This window comes from Saccharospirillum salsuginis (assembly GCF_014651855.1).
Classification (GTDB): Bacteria; Pseudomonadota; Gammaproteobacteria; order Pseudomonadales; family Natronospirillaceae; genus Saccharospirillum; species Saccharospirillum salsuginis.
In genome coordinates this window covers 440,195-458,658 of the sequence record NZ_BMXR01000001.1, presented here as the reverse complement: position 1 = coordinate 458,658, position 18,464 = coordinate 440,195, and the positions used below count along the sequence as shown (strand labels likewise).

Annotated in this window: 15 protein-coding genes; 11 read left to right on the top strand and 4 right to left on the bottom strand. The window is 59.3% G+C overall.

Going from position 1 to position 18,464, the window contains the following annotated elements; all coding sequences use genetic code 11:
- Nucleotides 1-13 precede the first annotated feature (13 nt).
- The 7 genes from IE111_RS01950 (at nt 14) to IE111_RS01920 (ending at nt 7,261) form a co-directional block, all read left to right on the top strand.
- Nucleotides 14-970, top strand: a complete 957-nt coding sequence (locus IE111_RS01950; protein WP_189606802.1) for a DMT family transporter — start codon at nt 14-16, stop codon at nt 968-970.
- A 17-nt stretch (nt 971-987) separates the two neighbouring features.
- Nucleotides 988-3,564 (top strand): EAL domain-containing protein, encoded by a 2,577-nt coding sequence (locus tag IE111_RS01945; protein ID WP_189606801.1) that lies wholly within the window; start codon nt 988-990, stop codon nt 3,562-3,564.
- Between the two features lie 121 nt (nt 3,565-3,685).
- Complete coding sequence (locus tag IE111_RS01940; RefSeq protein WP_189606800.1) at nt 3,686-4,249, top strand: DJ-1/PfpI family protein; 564 nt, start codon at nt 3,686-3,688, stop codon at nt 4,247-4,249.
- A gap of 370 nt (nt 4,250-4,619) precedes the next feature.
- Entirely contained in the window at nt 4,620-4,979 is a 360-nt protein-coding gene (locus IE111_RS01935; RefSeq protein WP_189606799.1) for a ribbon-helix-helix domain-containing protein, read from the top strand.
- Between the two features lie 80 nt (nt 4,980-5,059).
- Nucleotides 5,060-5,455 (top strand): hypothetical protein, encoded by a 396-nt coding sequence (locus tag IE111_RS01930; RefSeq protein WP_189606798.1) that lies wholly within the window; start codon nt 5,060-5,062, stop codon nt 5,453-5,455.
- A 67-nt stretch (nt 5,456-5,522) separates the two neighbouring features.
- A complete protein-coding gene (gene arfB, locus IE111_RS01925; RefSeq protein ID WP_189606797.1) occupies nt 5,523-5,945 on the top strand; it encodes an alternative ribosome rescue aminoacyl-tRNA hydrolase ArfB in 423 nt (140 codons plus the stop codon).
- A gap of 110 nt (nt 5,946-6,055) precedes the next feature.
- On the top strand, nt 6,056-7,261 hold the full coding sequence (locus IE111_RS01920) for a BaiN/RdsA family NAD(P)/FAD-dependent oxidoreductase (protein WP_189606796.1): 1,206 nt from the start codon (nt 6,056-6,058) through the stop codon (nt 7,259-7,261).
- Between the two features lie 51 nt (nt 7,262-7,312).
- On the opposite strand, the gene IE111_RS01915 is transcribed toward IE111_RS01920, so the two are convergent.
- Nucleotides 7,313-7,894: a class I SAM-dependent methyltransferase gene (locus IE111_RS01915; RefSeq protein WP_189606795.1), complete on the bottom strand. Its 582-nt coding sequence runs from the start codon at nt 7,892-7,894 to the stop codon at nt 7,313-7,315.
- Between the two features lie 128 nt (nt 7,895-8,022).
- Here IE111_RS01915 and IE111_RS01910 point away from each other — a divergent pair, with 128 nt between their 5' ends.
- Nucleotides 8,023-8,856: a helix-turn-helix domain-containing protein gene (locus IE111_RS01910; protein WP_189606794.1), complete on the top strand. Its 834-nt coding sequence runs from the start codon at nt 8,023-8,025 to the stop codon at nt 8,854-8,856.
- Nucleotides 8,857-8,898: 42 nt separating this feature from the next.
- On the opposite strand, the gene rimO is transcribed toward IE111_RS01910, so the two are convergent.
- Nucleotides 8,899-10,254: a 30S ribosomal protein S12 methylthiotransferase RimO gene (rimO, locus tag IE111_RS01905; RefSeq protein WP_189606793.1), complete on the bottom strand. Its 1,356-nt coding sequence runs from the start codon at nt 10,252-10,254 to the stop codon at nt 8,899-8,901.
- Between the two features lie 894 nt (nt 10,255-11,148).
- Between rimO and IE111_RS01900 the strand changes: the two genes are divergently transcribed.
- From IE111_RS01900 to IE111_RS01890, 3 genes are read left to right on the top strand one after another with little or no spacing between them, the layout of a single operon-like run.
- Entirely contained in the window at nt 11,149-12,207 is a 1,059-nt protein-coding gene (locus tag IE111_RS01900; RefSeq protein WP_189606792.1) for a TRAP transporter substrate-binding protein, read from the top strand.
- A gap of 3 nt (nt 12,208-12,210) precedes the next feature.
- Nucleotides 12,211-12,816, top strand: coding sequence for a TRAP transporter small permease subunit (locus IE111_RS01895; protein WP_189606791.1), 606 nt, complete (start codon nt 12,211-12,213; stop codon nt 12,814-12,816).
- A gap of 54 nt (nt 12,817-12,870) precedes the next feature.
- Nucleotides 12,871-14,232 carry a TRAP transporter large permease gene (locus IE111_RS01890; RefSeq protein ID WP_189606790.1) on the top strand — a complete coding sequence of 454 codons (1,362 nt, stop codon included), beginning with the start codon at nt 12,871-12,873 and terminating at the stop codon, nt 14,230-14,232.
- 241 nt (nt 14,233-14,473) lie between these two features.
- On the opposite strand, the gene srmL is transcribed toward IE111_RS01890, so the two are convergent.
- A complete protein-coding gene (gene srmL / locus IE111_RS01885) occupies nt 14,474-15,592 on the bottom strand; it encodes a PheS-related mystery ligase SrmL (protein WP_189606789.1) in 1,119 nt (372 codons plus the stop codon).
- Nucleotides 15,593-15,816: 224 nt separating this feature from the next.
- On the bottom strand, nt 15,817-18,327 hold the full coding sequence (locus IE111_RS01880; RefSeq protein ID WP_229805185.1) for an EAL domain-containing protein: 2,511 nt from the start codon (nt 18,325-18,327) through the stop codon (nt 15,817-15,819).
- Nucleotides 18,328-18,464 lie beyond the last annotated feature (137 nt).

Genomic DNA, 18,464 nt, shown 5'->3' with positions numbered 1-18,464 from the left:
AGGAACTGAACGCATGGCGGAAACCGACAAGTCACGTGGATTGTCCGATCGGGCCGTGCGCCGTCTGGCGGTACTCAGCGGATTGGTCGTGGTGCTGATCTGGTCCGGGTGGATCGTGCTGTCGCGTCTGGGCGTGCACACCCAACTGACGCCGGCGGACATCACCCTGTTGCGCTTCGCCACGGCGGCGGTGTGCACCTTGCCCTGGTCGCTGCGCTACAACTGGCGTCGATTGCCGCTGGGGCGAGCGCTGGTTGTGGCATTGGGCTGCGGTTTCCCCTATACCCTGTTCAGTTTCTACGGCATGAAAGCGAGCCCGGCCGCCAATGTCGGCGTACTGGTGAACGGCACTCTGCCCATCATCAGCGGTTTGCTGGCGGTCTGGTTGTTGCGCCAGCGGTTACGCTGGTGGGCCTGGATCGCCGTGGCGATGATCGTGGCCGCCAATGCGCTGATGGTCGTCCCCGACCTGATGCGACAACAGGTACCCTGGACCGCCATTGCTCTGCTGTTCGGCGCGGCCTGGGTCATGTCCGTCTACATGACGGCGGTGAAATACTGGCAGGTCACGCTCAAGGAAATCCTGGCCTGGGTGCCGTTGATCAACGCCGTGTTGTGTGTGCCGTTGTGGTGGTGGCTGCCCCACAATCTCTCGAACGCTCTCTGGACCGACATCGGATTGCAGATGGCCTACCAGGGGGTGGTGGTCAGCGTACTGGCGTTGTTCCTGCTCGGCTTTACCATCCGCGAACTGGGATCGATCAGCAGCGCCCTGTTCATGGCCTTCGTACCGACGGTCACCGCCTTGCTGGCGATACCCTTGCTGGGCGAACTGCCCACCGCCGTGCAGTGGCTGGCTATCATCGGTTGCTCTTTCGGATTATTGCTCTACGGTTATTCTCAACGACCGAAACCGCCCGCACCTTGGACGGAGCAACAGGTACTGTCGATGCCGGTGAAAGAATTCTGAAATACGAGGGGGCTGTCATGCCGCTCCAACGACATTGGCTCTTTTCTCTGCTCCTGATGACCATGCTGGTCGTCCAGGTGGCCGCTGCCCGGACCCTGACCGTCGGCGTCTACCAGAACGAACCAAAAATATTCTTCGATGAACAGGGCCGTCCGTCCGGGCTGTTCGTCGATCTGCTGACGGCGATCGCACGCGAACAGGGCTGGTCCCTGGAATTTCAGTCGTGTAACTGGACCCGCTGTCTGCGCATGCTGAACCGCGGCGAGCTCGATCTGATGCCCGATGTCGCCTACAGCGATGCCCGTGCCGATGTCTATGATTTTCACCGTCAGCCCGCCCTGAACAGTTGGTCGCAACTCTATGCCCGGGCGGATGCGTCCCTGGTTTCCATCTTTCAACTCGAAAACAGGCGCGTGGCCGTTCTCGATGAATCCATACAGGAAGCGGGTTTTACCGACCTGTTGGACGGGTTCGGCGTCAACGTGACACTGGTGGGCGTCGACAGTTACCCCGAAGCGTTCCGACGGGTTCAGGTTGGCGAAGTGGACGCCGCCATCACCAACCATCAATATGGGGCTCTGTTTGCCAGCCGGTTCGAACTGGTGGCGACGCCGATCGTGTTCCAGCCGGTTCCGTTGTATTTCGCCACCGGACAAGGTCTTAACCCCGAAGTTCTGTCCGCCATCGATATGCAGCTGTCGCAATGGCGTCTCGACCCGGACTCGGTGTACTTCGACATTCTCGATCGTTGGCAAACCCTGCCGCCCAAACCCCTGGTCTCGCCCCGGCTGATCGGCATGCTGGTGGCGGCTCTGGTGCTCCTGTTCATTGCCGTCGGGGTCGTATTCTGGCTCAGGCGCGTGGTCGCGGACCGAACCCGGGATTTGCGGCAAAGTGAACAGAAGCTGGCCACCATTCTCGACAGCGTCGGCGCCTTTATTTACATCAAGGACCGCGATGGCCGCTATGTTTACGCCAACAAGAAAGTGCTCGACAATTTTAAGCTGACCGAAAACGAACTGATCGGCAAGGACGACAGCGACGTGCTCGATGCGGAGACGGCCCGGGAATTGTTGACCAACGACCGCAAAGTCATCGCCGACGGTCAGCCACTTTCCGTAGAAGAACAGATGCGCTACGGTCAGATTCAAGGAACCTACGTGTCCGTCAAAATTCCCTTGCGGGACAGCGATGGCCAGGTTTATGCCCTGTGCGGTATCTCGACCGATATCACCGAGCAAAAACAACGCGAACAGAAAATACACCAACTGGCCTACTACGACTCCCAGACCGGACTGCCCAACAGGGCCTATCTGTTCGACCATCTCGAACACCGGGTTCGGGATCGACAGTCGGACCAGGGCGTGGCCTTGCTGGTGATCGACATCGACCACTTCAAGAACATCAATGATTACCACGGTCACGAGTACGGTGACGACCTGTTGCGGGAAGTGAGTCGGCGACTGCAGTCGTTATTATCGGGCGACAGCCATCTTATCCATTTGGGCGCCGATGAATTCGTCATTCTGGCGACCGGCCTTGAGTCCGCCACCCTGAATGAAACGACACAACGCCTGTGCGACCAGGTACTCACTCTTCTGCGCAAGCATTATGCCTGGGATGACTTCACGTACCACTGCACAGCCAGTGTTGGTGCCGCCTTGTCGGACGATGCGTCCGATTACAGCCTCGACACCTTAATGAAACAGGCCGAGCTGGCCATGCACCAGGCCAAGAAAACCGGCCGGGGCCGGGTTTGTTTCTATTCGTCCGACATGCAGACCGTGCTTCAGTCCCGCATGGAGCTTGAAGCCGACATGCGCGTCAGCATACATAGGGAAGACTTCTTTCTGGTCTACCAGCCTCAGGTGGACGCCAATGGACGCATCATCGGCGCCGAAGCCCTGTTGCGCTGGCAGCATCCGCAGCGGGGTGTCGTCTCACCGGGCGAATTCATACCGGTCGCCGAATCCAGTGGTTTGATTCAACCCCTGGGTCGATGGGTATTGAAAACGGCCTGTTCCCAGTTGCATGCGTGGTCGAAAGATTCCACGACCGAAGCGCTGACCCTGTCGGTCAATGTCAGTGCCTGGCAATTCCGCTCCGACGATTTCGTCGCCTCGATCGAGGCTGTGTTGCACCTGACCGGTGCCCGGCCCGAGCGACTCAAAATCGAACTGACCGAATCCATGTTGATCGACGACCTGGACGATGCCATCGACAAGATCACCGCTCTGAAGGACATCGGTGTTCAGGTAGCACTCGATGATTTCGGTACCGGCTATTCCTCCCTGGCGTACCTGAAACGCTTGCCCCTGGCTCAGTTGAAAATCGACCAGTCGTTCGTAGCCGACATCCTGACCAACTCCGTCGCCGGCGCCATCGCCCGCACCATCATCGGCCTGGGTCACAGCCTGGAGGTGGATGTCATCGCCGAAGGCGTGGAGACCGAGGCCCAGAAAGATTGGCTCGCCGCCGCCGGTTGCCTGGCCTACCAGGGCTACCTGTTCGGTCGACCGGATTCGGCCGACGCCCTGTTGCGCCAGTTGAGCGACGACTCGGCGGGCGAGACGGATTATCCCAGTGTCGGCTGACCACCGTTTCGTAGTATCCCGTTAATACCCGCCGCTCGAACTTCCCTGCTAACCTTCCTGTGCTGTATCTATCCTGTCCCCAAACGCTGTCCATCCGGACTGAACAAGAAGGAGAATCGAGATGGCCAAGATACTGATGATCACCGGTGACTTCACCGAAGACTACGAGACCATGGTACCGTTCCAGACGCTGCAGGCTTGTGGCCACGAAGTACACGCTGTATGCCCGGAGAAGAAAGCCGGCGATACGGTCGCCACCGCCATTCACGATTTCGAAGGCGACCAGACCTACACAGAAAAACCGGGGCACCGCTTCGCGTTGAACGCCGATTTCGACACCATCAACGTGTCCGACTACGATGCCTTGGTTGTTCCGGGTGGTCGCGCACCGGAATACCTGCGTCTGAACGACCGGGTACTGACCATGGTTCAGCACTTTTTCGACAACGACAAACCGGTGGCGGCCATTTGCCACGGTGCCCAGTTACTGGCCGCGGCCGGTGTCTTGCGCGGTCGTCATTGCTCAGCCTATCCGGCCTGTCGCCCAGAAGTCGAGCAAGCCGGTGCTGACTACGCTGACATTTCCGTGGACGACGCCATCACCGACGGCAAACTGGTTACCGCACCCGCCTGGCCTGCCCACCCAGCTTGGTTGAAGCAGTTTATGGTTGTCCTGGGAGGCTGAATAAAGTTGGATATGTGCCAGGGTTCGCGCCGGCTACCCGGGTTGCTCATTCGGGGTCGCCGTGAACCCATCCATGGGGGCTTGACCTCGGCATCCATGCCTCGCACATCCCCGAATGAGCAACCCGGGCATCCGTCGCTGACAGTGGTGCCAGATACTCCAATAACACTCTGATGTTGTAGGTGGTATTTGGCATGATAGCGAGTGGTCGGTGTCGGGTATGCTCTGGAAGGGGCATCTGAGGCATGGATGCCGAAGTTAAGCGCCCATGGATGGGTTCACAGCGGCCCCTGGAAGAGCATACCCGACATCGAGCACGGACCCTGGCACTGTACCAACAAACCACAGAATCAAACCGGAGCGCACCACCATGTGTAAGTTGTTTGTTAATGCGGACCCTGACCTTTGGGTCAGTTGTACTCATTCGTTGCGAATCGATGGCATGGTGACCAGTGTCCGGCTGGAAAATTGTTTCTGGAAGATACTGGAAGAAATCGCCGCGCGCGATGACATGAACGTGCCGCAAATGATCACCCGGTTGTATCATGAATCCATCGACGCTGGTCATGATTTAGGCAACTTTACTTCCTTTCTTCGCGTGTGTGCCATGCGGTATCTTGCGCTGCAACTGAGTGGTGATATTCCGACTCGCACCGACATTCCAATCGGTACACTCGATGCTGAACGCATTCTGGCCCAGGAAGCCGAACAACGAAAAGACGTTCATTAACAGTTGCCGAAGACAAGCCTCTACAAGAGTGCCGTGAGTTTGTTACCCTAACGGCGAACCACAAACAGAGGGAATTGACGATGAAACGACTGGGACTGCCGTTTGTACTGACCTGTACTGTGTTCTCCAGCCTTATATTGTCAAACGCGATCGCCCAGAGCGATCAAACCTATCCGGATGTTGTTGATGTGACCGTCGAGCAAAGCGGCGCGCATCGATATGACTTCAGTGTCACATTGTCGTCACCTTACGATTCACCGCAGCGGTATGCGGATGCATTTCGGGTGATGAGTGAAGACGGCACCGTCTTTGGTGTGCGTCAGTTGTTGCACCACCATGCCAACGAACAACCTTTTACCCGAGGTCTGTATGGCATTTCCATTCCCGAAGACTATCAACGCGTGGTCGTTCAGGGGCGGGATCTTGAGCACGGCTGGGGCGGTGGCCAGCAGGTGGTTGAACTGCCGGACGATTGACAGCCGCTTGAACCCGGGCCGGTCTTATGGTGTGATCCGGCCTCTTTCTTAACCGAACCGCTGTATCATGCTGCGCATTTCCAACACCGTTACCCTGGGCGACTGGGAGCTGGATTTCTCCCAGATCCGGGCCCAGGGCGCCGGTGGCCAGAACGTGAACAAGGTGGCGACCGCCGTTCACCTTCGTTTCGATATTCCCAATTCCAGCCTGCCGGCCGTCTACAAGGAGCGTTTGTTGCGCCTGTCCGATCAGCGCATCTCGAAGGAGGGCGTGGTGGTGATCAAGGCGCAACAGTTCCGAACGCTGGAAAAGAACAAGGAGGATGCGCTCGAACGGCTGAAACAGTTGATTCAGAGCGCCATGGTGACCCAGAAAAAGCGCCGACCGACCAAGCCGACCAAGGGATCCCAGCGCCGGCGCATGGACCGGAAATCGCAGCGCGGCCAGACCAAAGCATTGCGCGGCAAGGTCAAGGGCGCCGCTGAATAGCCCTCACTGAGCCTCACGCTTGTTATCCGGCGGCATTCGCCGTCTGATTCTGCGACAATCCCATCCCGATCACGTATCATTCGCGCCGTTTGACGGTTGGGGTAGCGTTCATGCAGCAGTTCGACAGCATTATCATCGGCGGTGGCGCGGCGGGCCTGATGTGCGCGGCCGTGGCCGGCCAGCGCGGTCGGCGTGTGGCGGTGCTGGACCACGCCAACAAGGTCGGCAAGAAAATTCTGATGTCCGGCGGCGGCCGCTGCAATTTCACCAACACTTTCGTCGAACCGGATAACTTCGTCTCCGATAATCCGCATTTCTGTGTGTCGGCGCTCAGTCGTTACACGCCCTTCGATTTTATCGCTCTGGTGCAGAGTTACGATCTGGCGTATCACGAGAAAACGTTGGGTCAGCTGTTCTGTGATCACAAATCCAAGGATATCCTGAACATCCTGCTGGCCGAATGCGAGGCTGGCGGTGTGGATATCCGGACCCGATGCAGCGTCGAGTCCGTTGAGCGTCTGACGGGTGAGGGCCCGGTTCGGTTCAAGCTGGCGACCAGTCAGGGGACCTTCGGCTGCGAGTCTCTGGTCATCGCAACCGGCGGGCCGTCGATTCCGACGATGGGCGCTACCGGGTATGGCTACCAACTGGCCGAACAATTCGGGCTTGCCTTGACCGAACGTCGAGCCTCCCTGGTGCCCTACACCTTATCCGGGAAACGCCTGGAACTGGCTCAGTCGCTGGCCGGGGTTTCCCTACCGGTGCGCGTCTCCACCGATCGACAAAGCTTCAGCGAGGCACTGCTGTTCACCCACCGTGGCCTCAGTGGCCCTGCGATTCTGCAAATCACCAATTACTGGCAGCCGGGGGAGGGTGTCGAGATCGACTTTCTACCGTCGGAGTCCATCGGAGCCCGAATTCTGCAATGGCGCGAATCCGGTGAAAAGGCCGAACTCAAGACGTTGCTGGCCCGGCTACTGCCCAAACGTTTCGTGCAGGCCTGGCTCGCGATCAACCCGGAACTGGAACAGATTCAGGCGAAACCGATCGCCGAAATGAGCAAGCGGGACCTGGCGGCGCTGGAACAAGCCTTTCACCATTGGTCGTGCGTACCCGCTGGCACCGAAGGGTACCGCACCGCCGAAGTGACGCTGGGCGGTGTCAGTACCGATGAGGTCTCGTCCAAAACGTTCGAGACCAAACAGGTACCCGGCCTGTATTTTATCGGCGAGGTACTGGACGTGACCGGCTGGCTCGGCGGATACAACTTCCAATGGGCCTGGGCCAGCGGTTGGTGTGCGGGCCAGTACGTCTAGAGGCTGAGATGACGCCCGAGTCGTACTGTCCGTCTCGCGGTTGAATATGATTCAGGCGGGCCAGGCCGCTACGATGAGGTCGCATTCCGCCGGGGCTTCGCGCAGCCGCTGTGTCCCGACGATCGACATTCCGGCTCGATTCAAGCGGGTTTCGATCTCAGCCAGGGTGAAGCCGTGCATGTTCAATATCTCGGGTTCTTCCGAGAGCAACAAGCGCCCGCCCGGTTTGAGTACGCGGGTGATCTCCGTCAGGCTGGCGTCGATGTCCTGCCAATGGTGATAGGTGCTGAACGCCAGAACGGTATCGACACAACGGTCGGCTACCGGGATGGCTTCGGCAGCCCCGGCTTGATAGTCGATGCGATCGGATAGCCCCGCTTCATCGGTTTGTTTGCGCGCAATCGCGAGCATGGCCGGTGTGGGTTCGATACCGATCAGCCGCCCGGAAGGGCACAGTGTCGTCAGGTGGCGCAGGCTGCTGCCTGTGCCACAGCCCAGATCGACCACTGTTTCGTCTCCGTGCCACTCGACCGCATTCAACGGCATCCGGGTTGTCGGCCAATCTCCGTAGTTGTCGGCGTACCACTGCGCCTCGGTGTCCGTCCAACGCTCGGTCTGTTCAGTGTGCGACATCTGTAATGCTCCGCTGTAGGGTGTACATACAGGTTAAGCGGGCCTGGGGGATTGCGGGAGAGGGCGTCTTCGGTAAAAATCGGCGTATCTTTCGATTCTGCAGCGCGAAGCCTGAAGGGAGTGAAACCTTGGATCTCAACCCGCCACTGACCGTTGCCCGGTACCGGATGCCGACGCTTGCGCCCCACGATCAGGCGCACCATGCCGAGCACATTGTCTCGTTTCTGTTGTCCGGCGAGTTATCGATGGAGCAAGGTGACACCTTGTCGATGGGCGCCGGTACGGCGATCGTGATCCCGGCGGGGGCCCCGCATCGGTTGTTGACGGGGCGAGACCTGGAATTGTGGCATCTGTCCTTCTGCCCGCACTGTCTGGGCTGGACCCGGGAGGATCCGCAGATGGCGCCGTTCCGGGCCGTCAAACTGGGCGCTTTTCCCGCTGTGACGATTCCAGTGGAACGACGGCCGATTTTGAGCGCCTACTTCGAGGAGATCGATCGACTGGGACAAACCGTGTCGACGTCCAATCTGGATCGGCAGAGTAGCTTGCTGAGTCTGATCATGGCCGAACTTTCGGATGTCATGCGGCCCAGTCATCGCATGGGTGAAGGGCTGGTCGAGCGTGTGCTGGACTATGTGCAGCAGCATTGCTGCGAGCCTTTGAGTTTATCCGACGTGGCGGCGGTCGTGCATCGAAGCCCCGCCTACGTAACCGATCGGGTCAAGAAAGCTACCGGTGCCAGCGTGGGGGAGTGGATCATCGCCAATCGTCTGCAGCAAGCCAGTCTCCGCTTGCTTCATACTCGAATGCCCGTGGCGGACATCGCCGAGCAGGTCGGGTGGCAGGACGTGACCCATTTCATTCGGCAGTTCAAAAAGCACTATGGGTCGACGCCGGGCCAGTGGCGAAAGGCACAAAGAGCCGGGCACAATCATGAGTCCGCTGAACGGACGACCGGTTGACCGTGAGTAGCGCGGTTTTGCGCGGCATCGGTCGTACCGATATCACGCCACCGGGTGCGCCCAGAGGTCGTATTCGTCGGCTTCTTCGACCTCGACCCACAACCGGTCGCCCGGTTTCAGGTGAGTCTGGTTATCCAGGAACACCTGGCCGTCGATGTCCGGGGCATCCGCCTTGGAACGGGCGACGGCCCCTTCCTCGACGACTTCGTCGACGATCACCTCGATACGGGTGCCCACCTTCGCCTGCAACTTGGCGGCACTGATGCGCTGCTGCACGGCCATGAAGCGATTCAGTCGCTCCTGCTTGACGGCTTCGTCCACCTGATCCGGCAGCTCTTTCGAGGCGGCGCCGTCGACATTGGAGTATTTGAAGGCGCCGACGCGATCGAGTTGGGCTTCCTCCAGGAAGTCGAGCAGCATCTGGAAATCTTCCTCAGTCTCGCCCGGGAAACCGACGATGAAGGTGGAACGCAGCGTAATGTCCGGGCAAATCTCCCGCCAGCGGTGAATCCGTTCCAGTACCTTTTCCGAATGGGCCGGGCGTTTCATCGCTTTCAACACCTTGGGGCTCGCGTGCTGGAACGGGATATCCAGATACGGAAGAATGCCATTCTCCGCCATCAGCGGGATGATCTCGTCCACATGCGGGTAAGGGTAGACGTAGTGCAACCGCACCCAGGCATCCAGCTTGCCCAGTTCCTGGCACAGCTCCTTCATCCGGGTTTTTACCGGCTTGCCGTTCCAGAAATCGGTACGGTACTTGAGGTCCACGCCGTAGGCGCTGGTGTCCTGCGAGATCACCAGCAGTTCCTTGGTGCCGTTGTTCACCAGCCGCTCGGCTTCGCTCAACACCTGACCTACGGGCCGGCTGACCAGATCGCCCCGGAACGAGGGAATAATGCAGAAACTGCAGCGGTGGTTGCAGCCCTCGGAAATCTTCAGATAGGCGTAATGCTTGGGCGTCAGCTTGATGCCGGTATCCGGCACCAGCGAAATAAAGGGGTCGTGTTTCGGCGGCACCACATCATGCACCTGGCCGACCACGGCCTCGTAAGCGTGCGGACCGGTCACCGACAGCACATTGGGATGCACTTCGCGAATGTCGTCTTCCTTGGCACCGAGGCAGCCCGTCACCAGCACCTTGCCGTTCTCGCGCAGGGCTTCGCCGATGGTGTCCAGCGACTCCTGCACGGCGGAATTGATAAAACCGCAGGTATTGACGATGACGACATCGGCGTCGTGGTAGGACGGCACGATGTCGTAGCCCTCGGCCCGCAACTGGGTGAGGATGCGCTCGGAGTCGACGGTGTTCTTGGGGCAACCCAGGCTGACAAAACCAATGCGGCCATGGCTGCCGGTGGACTGGCCTTCGCGGGGGTTGAACGTCTGCGTCGACATGGGATGAGTGCCTCGATGCTGGTGCGGATGAAAAGGGGCCGTATTGTAGCTTTATGGGTAACGGCTTCAAGCTGGAGGTGGTAAATGTTTGTACCCGTGTTGGGTTGGTAGGCACTGGTACGCGCAGGGTGCCGGGGGTGGCCCTGTCGGGGTCGCCATAAACCCGTCCATGGGGGCTTGACGGCTGCCATCCGGGCGGCCGATATCCCGACAGGGCCACCCCCGGCACCCTGCGCTTGCAACGGAACCACCGTCGTATAGTCGTAGGGCAGAAGTGGTCCGACACATCGGGCCGTAGGCGTTATCTGCCGTGTTGTGTGGTGGCAGGTGCTTCCTATTTGCCACGTTTGGAATGGCGGATAACGCTTCGCTCTTCCGCCCTACATGACTACCGACATCCCTGGCAGGGCTATCCCCCGCGACTTGTGCTTGTTGCGGTGGCACGGCACTAAACGGCAGATATCGCTTTGAGCTCTTCTGCCCTACCTATGGGAGAACGAAATAAAAGGGAAATGGAAGAATAATGTGGTACGGCTGTAAGCGAACGGTGTCGGGGGTAGCCTATTCGAGGATATCTGAGGCAGGGATTGCCGAAGTTAAGCCCCCATGGATGGGTTGAGTGGGCGGCATCCCGCGCGGCCTCGAATTGGCTACCCCCGACACCGGTTGCGGACCAAAGGCACCAGAGCCAACCCAGCAAAGTCAGACGACTGGCACCAAAAAAAATAAGCCTCCTACCAAAGCAGGACCACCCACCAACCCCGCAACCAAGCCTCATAGCCAACCCTCCTACCAAGGTACGACAGCCAAGGATCTTACTCCACGCCTAGGATGCAAGCGCCTGGCACGGAAACACCCCGTGCCCACAACAACGATAACAAGTGGAGTAATCTCATGAAGAAGACCGTATCCACCCTGCTGCTCGCCGGTACCATAACCGCCGCGCCCGTGGCCATGGCCGATTTCGATCGCATTCGCTGGCAAGTGCCGATGGCCTTTTCCTCTTCCCTGACCGCACTCGGCGACACCATGCCGCTGGTGTCCGAAATGGTTTCCAACGTCAGTGACGGCCGCGTCACCCTGCAGGCCTTCGAACCCGGCAAGCTGGTTCCCGCGCTGTCGATTTTCGACAACGTCAGCTCCGGTAACATTCCGGCCGGCTATTCCTGGATGGGGTATGAGTGGGGTCAGATTCCCGCGTCCGCCTTGTTCGGCGCCACGCCGTTCGGTCTGGAATCCCAGGAATTCCTGGCCTGGATGAACCACCACGGCGGTAAGGAACTGCTCGAAGAACTGTACGAACCCTACAACGTACACCCCATTCTGTGCGGCACCATCAGCCCGGAATCCGCCGGTTGGTTTACCGAGGAAATGAATGGCGTTGAAGACTTCAAGGGTCTGAAATTCCGCGCGGCCGGTCTCGGCGGTGAAATCATGTCCGAATTCGGTATGTCTGTGAACGTTCTGCCGGGTGGTGAGTTGTACCAGGCGCTGGAAACCGGTGTTCTCGATGCGACCGAATTCTCCCTGCCGATCATCGACAAGCAACTCGGTTTCTATCAGGTCGCCAAGCACTACTACCTGCCGGGCTGGCACCAGCCGTCCACCAACCAGTACCTCTACGTGAACCTGGACAAGTGGAACGACCTGAACGCCCAGACCCAGAGCCTGATCGAGACCGCCTGCATGGCCGGTAACGCCGCCGCCATCGCCAAGGCCGAAGCCTTGCAGGGTGCAGCCCTGAACGAATTCGAAGAGCTGGGTGTCAACCTGCACCAGTACGACGAATCGGTTCTGAAAGAATTCGAAGCGGCCACCGAAAAGGTCATGCAGAAGTACTCCGAGCAGGACGAAATGTTCGCCCGGGTCTACTCCTCGATGAAGGAATTCCAGGCCGAACACGCCATCTGGAAGACTTACGGCTACCTGCCGCGCGACTATCACCTGGATTAATCCATGAGCCAGTTCGATTTTGATCCCGACAAAATCGAGGAGGCGGTGGGGCATGGCCCCACCGTTGTCTCGTATCCGCATACGCGGATTTCCAATGTCCTTGAAGCCATTGTCGATGCGTTCGGCCGTTTTTTTTCCTGGAGTTGGATCATCCTGCTGGCGCTGGTCGTGGCCAACGTCTTTCTGCGTTATTTCTTCGACACCACCTTCGTGGCGCTCGAAGAACTGCAATGGCACCTGTACTCGATCGGTTTCATGATCGCGTTGTCCTACGCCGTGGTGAAAGACGGACACGTCCGCGTGGATGTGCTGGCGGAACAATTGTCAGCGCGCAAGCGCGCCTGGATTGAACTGCTGGGCATGATGTTGTTGCTGGCGCCGTTCTGCGTACTGATCCTGATCTACGCCTATCCGTTCGTGGAGCGCAGTTACCTGATCAATGAAGTCTCCGGCGCGCCGGGTGGTTTGCCGATGCGCTGGTTGATCAAGTCCGTCATCCTGGTCGGCTTCAGCCTGCTGCTCATGTCCGCCGTCGCGCGGGCGTTGCGGGCGCTGTCGCTGCTGACCGGATTCCCCAAGGCCATACCGGCCGGTAAACGTCGCGGTTGATGTGCTCGATCCGGCTGGCAGTACGGGCCGTTCCGGCCGTGGAGTGATGCAGTTTTGGAAACTTACGAATTTATAGTCTTAGCCATGCTGGGCAGCTTCATGCTGCTCATCTTCACCGGCTTTCCCGTCGCCTGGGTACTGGCCGGGGTGTCGGTGTTTTTCAGTGTCGGTGCGATCTTCGCGTTTGAATATCTCGACGTGGATACCTACTACCTCACCGACTGGAACATCTTCGGTATCATCGTGCAACGCATCTACGCTCAGATGACCAAATGGGTCCTGGTCGCCTTGCCGATGTTCATATTCATGGGGCTCATGCTGGAGCGATCCGGCGTCGCCGAACGACTGATGACCAACTTCGTCAACGTCTTCGGCCGTTTCCGGGGCGGCATGGGTGTCGCCGTGATCCTGATCGGTATCCTGTTGGCGGCCTCCACCGGCATCGTCGGCGCCTCCGTCGTGTTGTTGGCCATGTTGTCCCTGCCGGTCATGCTGCGTCAGCAATACTCGCCCGCGTTCGCCAGCGGCATCGTCGCCTCCAGCGGCACCCTGGGCATCCTGATTCCGCCCAGCATCATGCTGATCATCATGGCCGACCAATTGTCGCTGTCCGTCGGCGACCTGTTCATGGGCGCCCTGATTCCCGGCGTCATGCTGGGCTGTCTGTACATCGCCTACGTCGTCATCGCCGCCTGGCTCAAGCCCGACCTGTCGCCGTCGAGAACCGACCTGCCCCCCATTACCGCCAAGGTGATCCTCGCCACCCTGTGGGCCGTGGTACCGCCACTCGGACTGATCCTGGCCGTACTGGGCTCGATCTTCTTCGGCATCGCCACACCTACCGAAGCTTCCGGCGTCGGCGCACTCGGCGCGTCCATACTGGCCGCCATGAACGGCAAGCTGAACTGGGACGTGATCAAGGACGTCTCGCGCAAGACATCGGTCACCACCGCCTTCGTCTTCGGCATCTTTCTCGGCGCGACCGCCTTCGCCGTCGTGCTGCGGTCACTCGGCGGCGACGAATTCATCGCCGGCCTGCTGACCGGTATTCCGCTCTCGCCTGGCGGCATTGTCCTGGTGATCCTGTTCGTCGCCTTCCTCGCCGGTTTCTTCCTGGACTGGCTGGAAATCAGCTTGATCCTCTTGCCCCTGGTCGGACCGGTTGTGGCGTCCATGGGCTTCGACCTGACCTGGTTTGTTGTCCTGTTCGCGTTGACGTTGCAGACCTCCTTTCTGACACCGCCGGTCGGTTTCTCGTTGTTTTATTTGAAAGGCGTGGCACCGCCCGAAGTGAAGACGACCGATATTTATAAAGGGGTGATTCCGTTTATTTTGTTGCAGGTGTTGGCGGTGACGTTGGTGTTTTTCTTTGAGGAATTGGTGCTTTGGTTGCCTGAGTTGAGGTATGGGGCTTGAGGTAGAGTATTTGGTGTTGGTTCGAGGTGGTGGTAGTTTCTAGCGTCTCGGTTAAATACCTTTGGTGGGCGGTGCCCACCCTACGTTTTGGGCGGCGATACTGCTGTAAGTGCCAGGGGGCGGGGTAGGCTCCACCGGGGATGTCGGCAGCATGGATGCTGCCGCCAAGCCTACAGGGACGTATTTACGGCGACCCCGGGGGAGCCTACCCCGCCCCCTGGCACGGACCAATGGCACACTGTCATGCGAGCATCAGGTTTGAGCCCTCGTGGATGGCGGAGTAAACCCGGTTGCGCAGGTCGTTGGCCTCGTCCCGTGTAATGCTGCGGGTCGGATGGCGGATGGTCAGTCGTACCAGCACATTTTTCTGCCCCGGTTGCATACCGATGCGCTCCCGAGCCACCTCCGGCAACGACTCATAGGGCGTCTCGTTCAACACCCGGACCGCCTCCAGCCAACTCAGCCGATCCGGCAACGCCTCCCGTATTCGATCACCCAGCACCTCCTCATCCATCTGCGCATCGGTCGCGATCGACAGATCGCGTTCAATGGTCGGTTGATACGACACCGGTCGCCACCGGTTGAGCGTTTGCATCTGTTCCACCACCCTCGGATCCTGCTGACGCAACAGACGGATATCGGGCAGGTGTTTACGCAGCATCAGCAATCGATCGAGACCCAGCCCCATGGCGATGCCGGTGACCTTGTCCGGATCCCAACCGGTGCGAGTCAGTAAACCCGGGTCGATGCGGCCGCATTCGCCGATCTCGATCAGCTCATCTCGGTCCGACAGGGCATCGATTTGCAACCCCCCTTCAGTGTAGGGATGCGGCGAATCACTGAGATTGATGGCGTGGTCGGGCAGGACCGCGTGCAAAACCGTATCGATCGCCTTGCGCAGCATCCGGTCCGGATCGGTCACCTCCGATCGCGGGATCAACACCCAGAGATCCAACTGGTGGGGTTCGCCGGTGTGCAACCGATCGATGCTGTCGCGGCGATAGACCAGACCACAGGTGATCAGCCCGAGCCGGCGCGGCGTCTTGTCCGTCCAGCCACGCAGCCAACCGGGGACCAGGGTCGAGGTCTGGGTGCGCAACATCCAGCCGGGCGCGACATAGCGACTGTATCGCGCTTCGCGGGCAGGCCCGTCGGCGGGGTAGCCGAGTGCATCGTAATTGTCCCGCACCGGCACCAGAGGTGAAGTGCGCAATTGTTGCAACGGGCATGAATAGTGCGTCAGCACAGCGCTCTGAATATCGGTGATCAGACGCTGCATGGCGTGCGGGCCCTGGCCGGGGTCGCTCAGATCGCGCAAGGACAGGGCATGGATCAGTTGATCGAGATTGAGATGGGGCATGACAGTCTCCGAAAAGCCGGACCAGAACCTTGGCTCTGGTCGAAGATTCCAAACAAAAGGTGATGTTTCAGGGGAATCCACCTCCGAGCCCGGGGCCCGGAGTTGGCTTTTCAGACAGGAAAAGTCAGACCGCCGTGCCCTGGTGCAGGACTCGGAGGTCAGTAAATCGATGTGCGCTATACCAATCAGTCATGCCATTGATGCTACGTTTGCCCGAAAGAAAGTCAAGACCGTTCACGTTCGGACTGATGCCGGTAGCTGGACAGCCAGGCCCGAAAGTCGTGCAGCGGCATGGGCCGGGCGATCAGATACCCCTGAATGCGGTCGCATTCCAGTTCCCGGCAAGCGTTCAGATTGGACATGTCCTCCACCCCCTCGGCAACGATGCAGGCGCCCATGTTGTGCGCCAGCCGGACAATGGCGGCAACAATGTCCCGGTCGATGGTCGACGACTCCAGCGCGGTGACGAAACTGCGGTCTATCTTGATCTCATCCGGGCGAATCCGGCTGAGATAGGCGAGTGAGCAATAGCCGGTGCCGAAATCGTCGATGCTGATCCGGCAACCCAGCCGCCGCAATTGATCGAGCGTCTGTTGGCATTGGTCCGGCTGCTCCATCAGGACAGTTTCGGTAACCTCCACTTTCAGGCGGTGGGCCGGCAACCCCATCGACTCGATGCGCAAAGGTAGGTCGGCGCCGTCGTCCTGGACAATCAGGTCGAGCACCGACAGATTGATCGACAGCATCAAATCCAGCTCCGGGGTGTTATTCAGCCAGCGCGCGGCTTCATCCAGCACGAAGCGGGTCAACTCCGGTTGCCAGCGCATCTCCTCGGCCAGTGGGATGAACTCGCTTGGCGGGATCGGACCGAGTTCGGGGTGGGTCCAGCGCAGCAGCAGCTCACCGCCGATGATGCGATGGGACTTCAGATCCAGTATGGGTTGGACATGGGCATTGAGTTGCTTGTGCGTCGCCGCCGTTCGCAGGTCGCGGCTCAGTCGGTTCTGGCGTCTGAAATAGCGATCCTGTTGAGCGTCGTAGGGCTGTACAAAACGGTTGTGTCGACGCGCCGTGACCATGGCCACACTCAGTTCGCGCATCAGTTCGTCCAGCGGCATGTCCCGCGCGGCTTCGTGCATGGCGATGCGCGACTCGACGCCGAAGACCTGGCCTTCACAATCCACGTCCAGATTACGCATGGCCTCAAAGGCGGTCTGGCATCGATGATCCGGGTGGATGTCGATCAGTGCGAGCATCGTATCCCGATTGATGATCACCAGTTTGTCGCTGGGCGCCAACGTGGGCAGAGACTGAACCCATTTGTGCCGTGAGAGGAAGTCGTTCCATTGTTGAATGACATTTGACCAGACTTTCAGGCTGGTCCTGGGCCCCATGATATGGGTGATCTCGTTAAAACCGCGCAGTTCGATCAGTATGGCGCCGTTCGAGGGAATGTCTGTTTCCGGGTTCGACCACCAGGGCTCGAGAATCTGGTTCAGATACGCCTCGTTGGGTAATTGCGTGGTCGACTCCCGAAGCAGCAGGTTGCGTTGACGACGTTCCAGAAACCGAATCCGCGCGGAGAGCGCGTACGACATGATCAGCAGCTCGATAACCGTGGTGATGAAAAAGGCATAGAGGGTCAGTGAGTTGGCGGGCACCCAGCCGGCAAATGTCGACAGGCCGACACTGCCGCCAATGGTCTGCACCAGAATCGAGAGGAACAGAAAGTAGGCCGGCGCATAACCCGACCGCGCCTGGCGCCAGGCAAACATCAGCACAGGAACGATCGTCAGAACCTGTACCGCCAGGAAGGGCGCCAGCAGATAAAAGTCGGCCGCGACCAGACTGATCAGGAAACCGATACCCTGAACGGCCGGCAGGCCCCAACGGTACCAGGGCTTGCGAATGTCGTTGAGACGTCGTTCCTGGCTGAGAAAATGCAGAGAGAACTCGTACAGCAGGAACAGCAACAGAAAATTGAGCGCCATGATGTGATCGGCGAGGAAGCGGATCACGACCAGGGGCAAATACAGATGTCCGAAACCGGTCAGGGCGGAAAAGTAGACGATGGTGAAGCCGTGAAAGCCGAGAAACCATCGATAGGCCGAATCACGATAGCCCAGTGACAGCACCGCATTGAACAGGAAGATGGCCAGGACGGTGACCAGCATGGCCCAGTAACGGGCATAGCGTTGGCGGTTTTCCTCGTCGATGAGCGGGGCCGCCGTCACCTTGGTGGCCAACGCCAGAGGCGTATCGCTTTTCAGGCGGAACAACAAAAAATAGCGCTGTCGGGCGTCGAGGCGCAAAGCGTCCTGGTGTCGCAGGGCAACGTGTTTCGCACCGAGCCCGGGCTGCGACAGTCCCAGTTGAATCTGTTGTCGCACCTGGCCGGTGTCGGCATCGAGCAGGAAGGCGTCGAGACGGTCCAGCAGGGCGTTCTCGTTGGTCAGGTGCACCGTCAAAGGTTGCTCCGACGGGTTGACCAGACGGTACAGCATCCACACATCGTCCCGGCTGACGCTGGGCGGTCCTGGTCGTGCGTCCGGGCTCCGAAGTTTCGACAGCGCCTGTTCGGGGGTTAAGCCCGCATCGGACTCCCAGTAGGCATCCGCCCGTGGAAACCAGTGATCGCTGTTGTCACTCAGCCGGATTTCAGCCCGAGCGGCCCCTGCCAAGACCGTCACAGCCAGCAAGAGAAACAGATATGTCCATCGTCGCGTTAAAAACATCAAGGGCGGAGTATCCATGGGTCGCCTTACTTCTTTACGCGGAGCCCCGGGGATTGGATTCGAGGCTCAGTGTCCGTTCACTGTGAATCAATGGTGTCTATATTGACAGCGTAGACTCTGGAACCCCGTTCGCAATA

What these genes read in the sequence shown, in the direction of transcription:
- IE111_RS01950 (WP_189606802.1), top strand. Translation starts at nt 14, where the DNA reads ATGGCGGAAACCGACAAGTCACGTGGATTGTCCGATCGGGCCGTGCGC.
- IE111_RS01945 (WP_189606801.1), top strand. Translation starts at nt 988, where the DNA reads ATGCCGCTCCAACGACATTGGCTCTTTTCTCTGCTCCTGATGACCATG.
- IE111_RS01940 (WP_189606800.1), top strand. Translation starts at nt 3,686, where the DNA reads ATGGCCAAGATACTGATGATCACCGGTGACTTCACCGAAGACTACGAG.
- IE111_RS01935 (WP_189606799.1), top strand. Translation starts at nt 4,620, where the DNA reads ATGTGTAAGTTGTTTGTTAATGCGGACCCTGACCTTTGGGTCAGTTGT.
- IE111_RS01930 (WP_189606798.1), top strand. Translation starts at nt 5,060, where the DNA reads ATGAAACGACTGGGACTGCCGTTTGTACTGACCTGTACTGTGTTCTCC.
- arfB (WP_189606797.1), top strand. Translation starts at nt 5,523, where the DNA reads ATGCTGCGCATTTCCAACACCGTTACCCTGGGCGACTGGGAGCTGGAT.
- IE111_RS01920 (WP_189606796.1), top strand. Translation starts at nt 6,056, where the DNA reads ATGCAGCAGTTCGACAGCATTATCATCGGCGGTGGCGCGGCGGGCCTG.
- IE111_RS01915 (WP_189606795.1), bottom strand. Translation starts at nt 7,894, where the DNA reads ATGTCGCACACTGAACAGACCGAGCGTTGGACGGACACCGAGGCGCAG.
- rimO (WP_189606793.1), bottom strand. Translation starts at nt 10,254, where the DNA reads ATGTCGACGCAGACGTTCAACCCCCGCGAAGGCCAGTCCACCGGCAGC.
- IE111_RS01900 (WP_189606792.1), top strand. Translation starts at nt 11,149, where the DNA reads ATGAAGAAGACCGTATCCACCCTGCTGCTCGCCGGTACCATAACCGCC.
- IE111_RS01895 (WP_189606791.1), top strand. Translation starts at nt 12,211, where the DNA reads ATGAGCCAGTTCGATTTTGATCCCGACAAAATCGAGGAGGCGGTGGGG.
- srmL (WP_189606789.1), bottom strand. Translation starts at nt 15,592, where the DNA reads ATGCCCCATCTCAATCTCGATCAACTGATCCATGCCCTGTCCTTGCGC.
- IE111_RS01880 (WP_229805185.1), bottom strand. Translation starts at nt 18,327, where the DNA reads ATGTTTTTAACGCGACGATGGACATATCTGTTTCTCTTGCTGGCTGTG.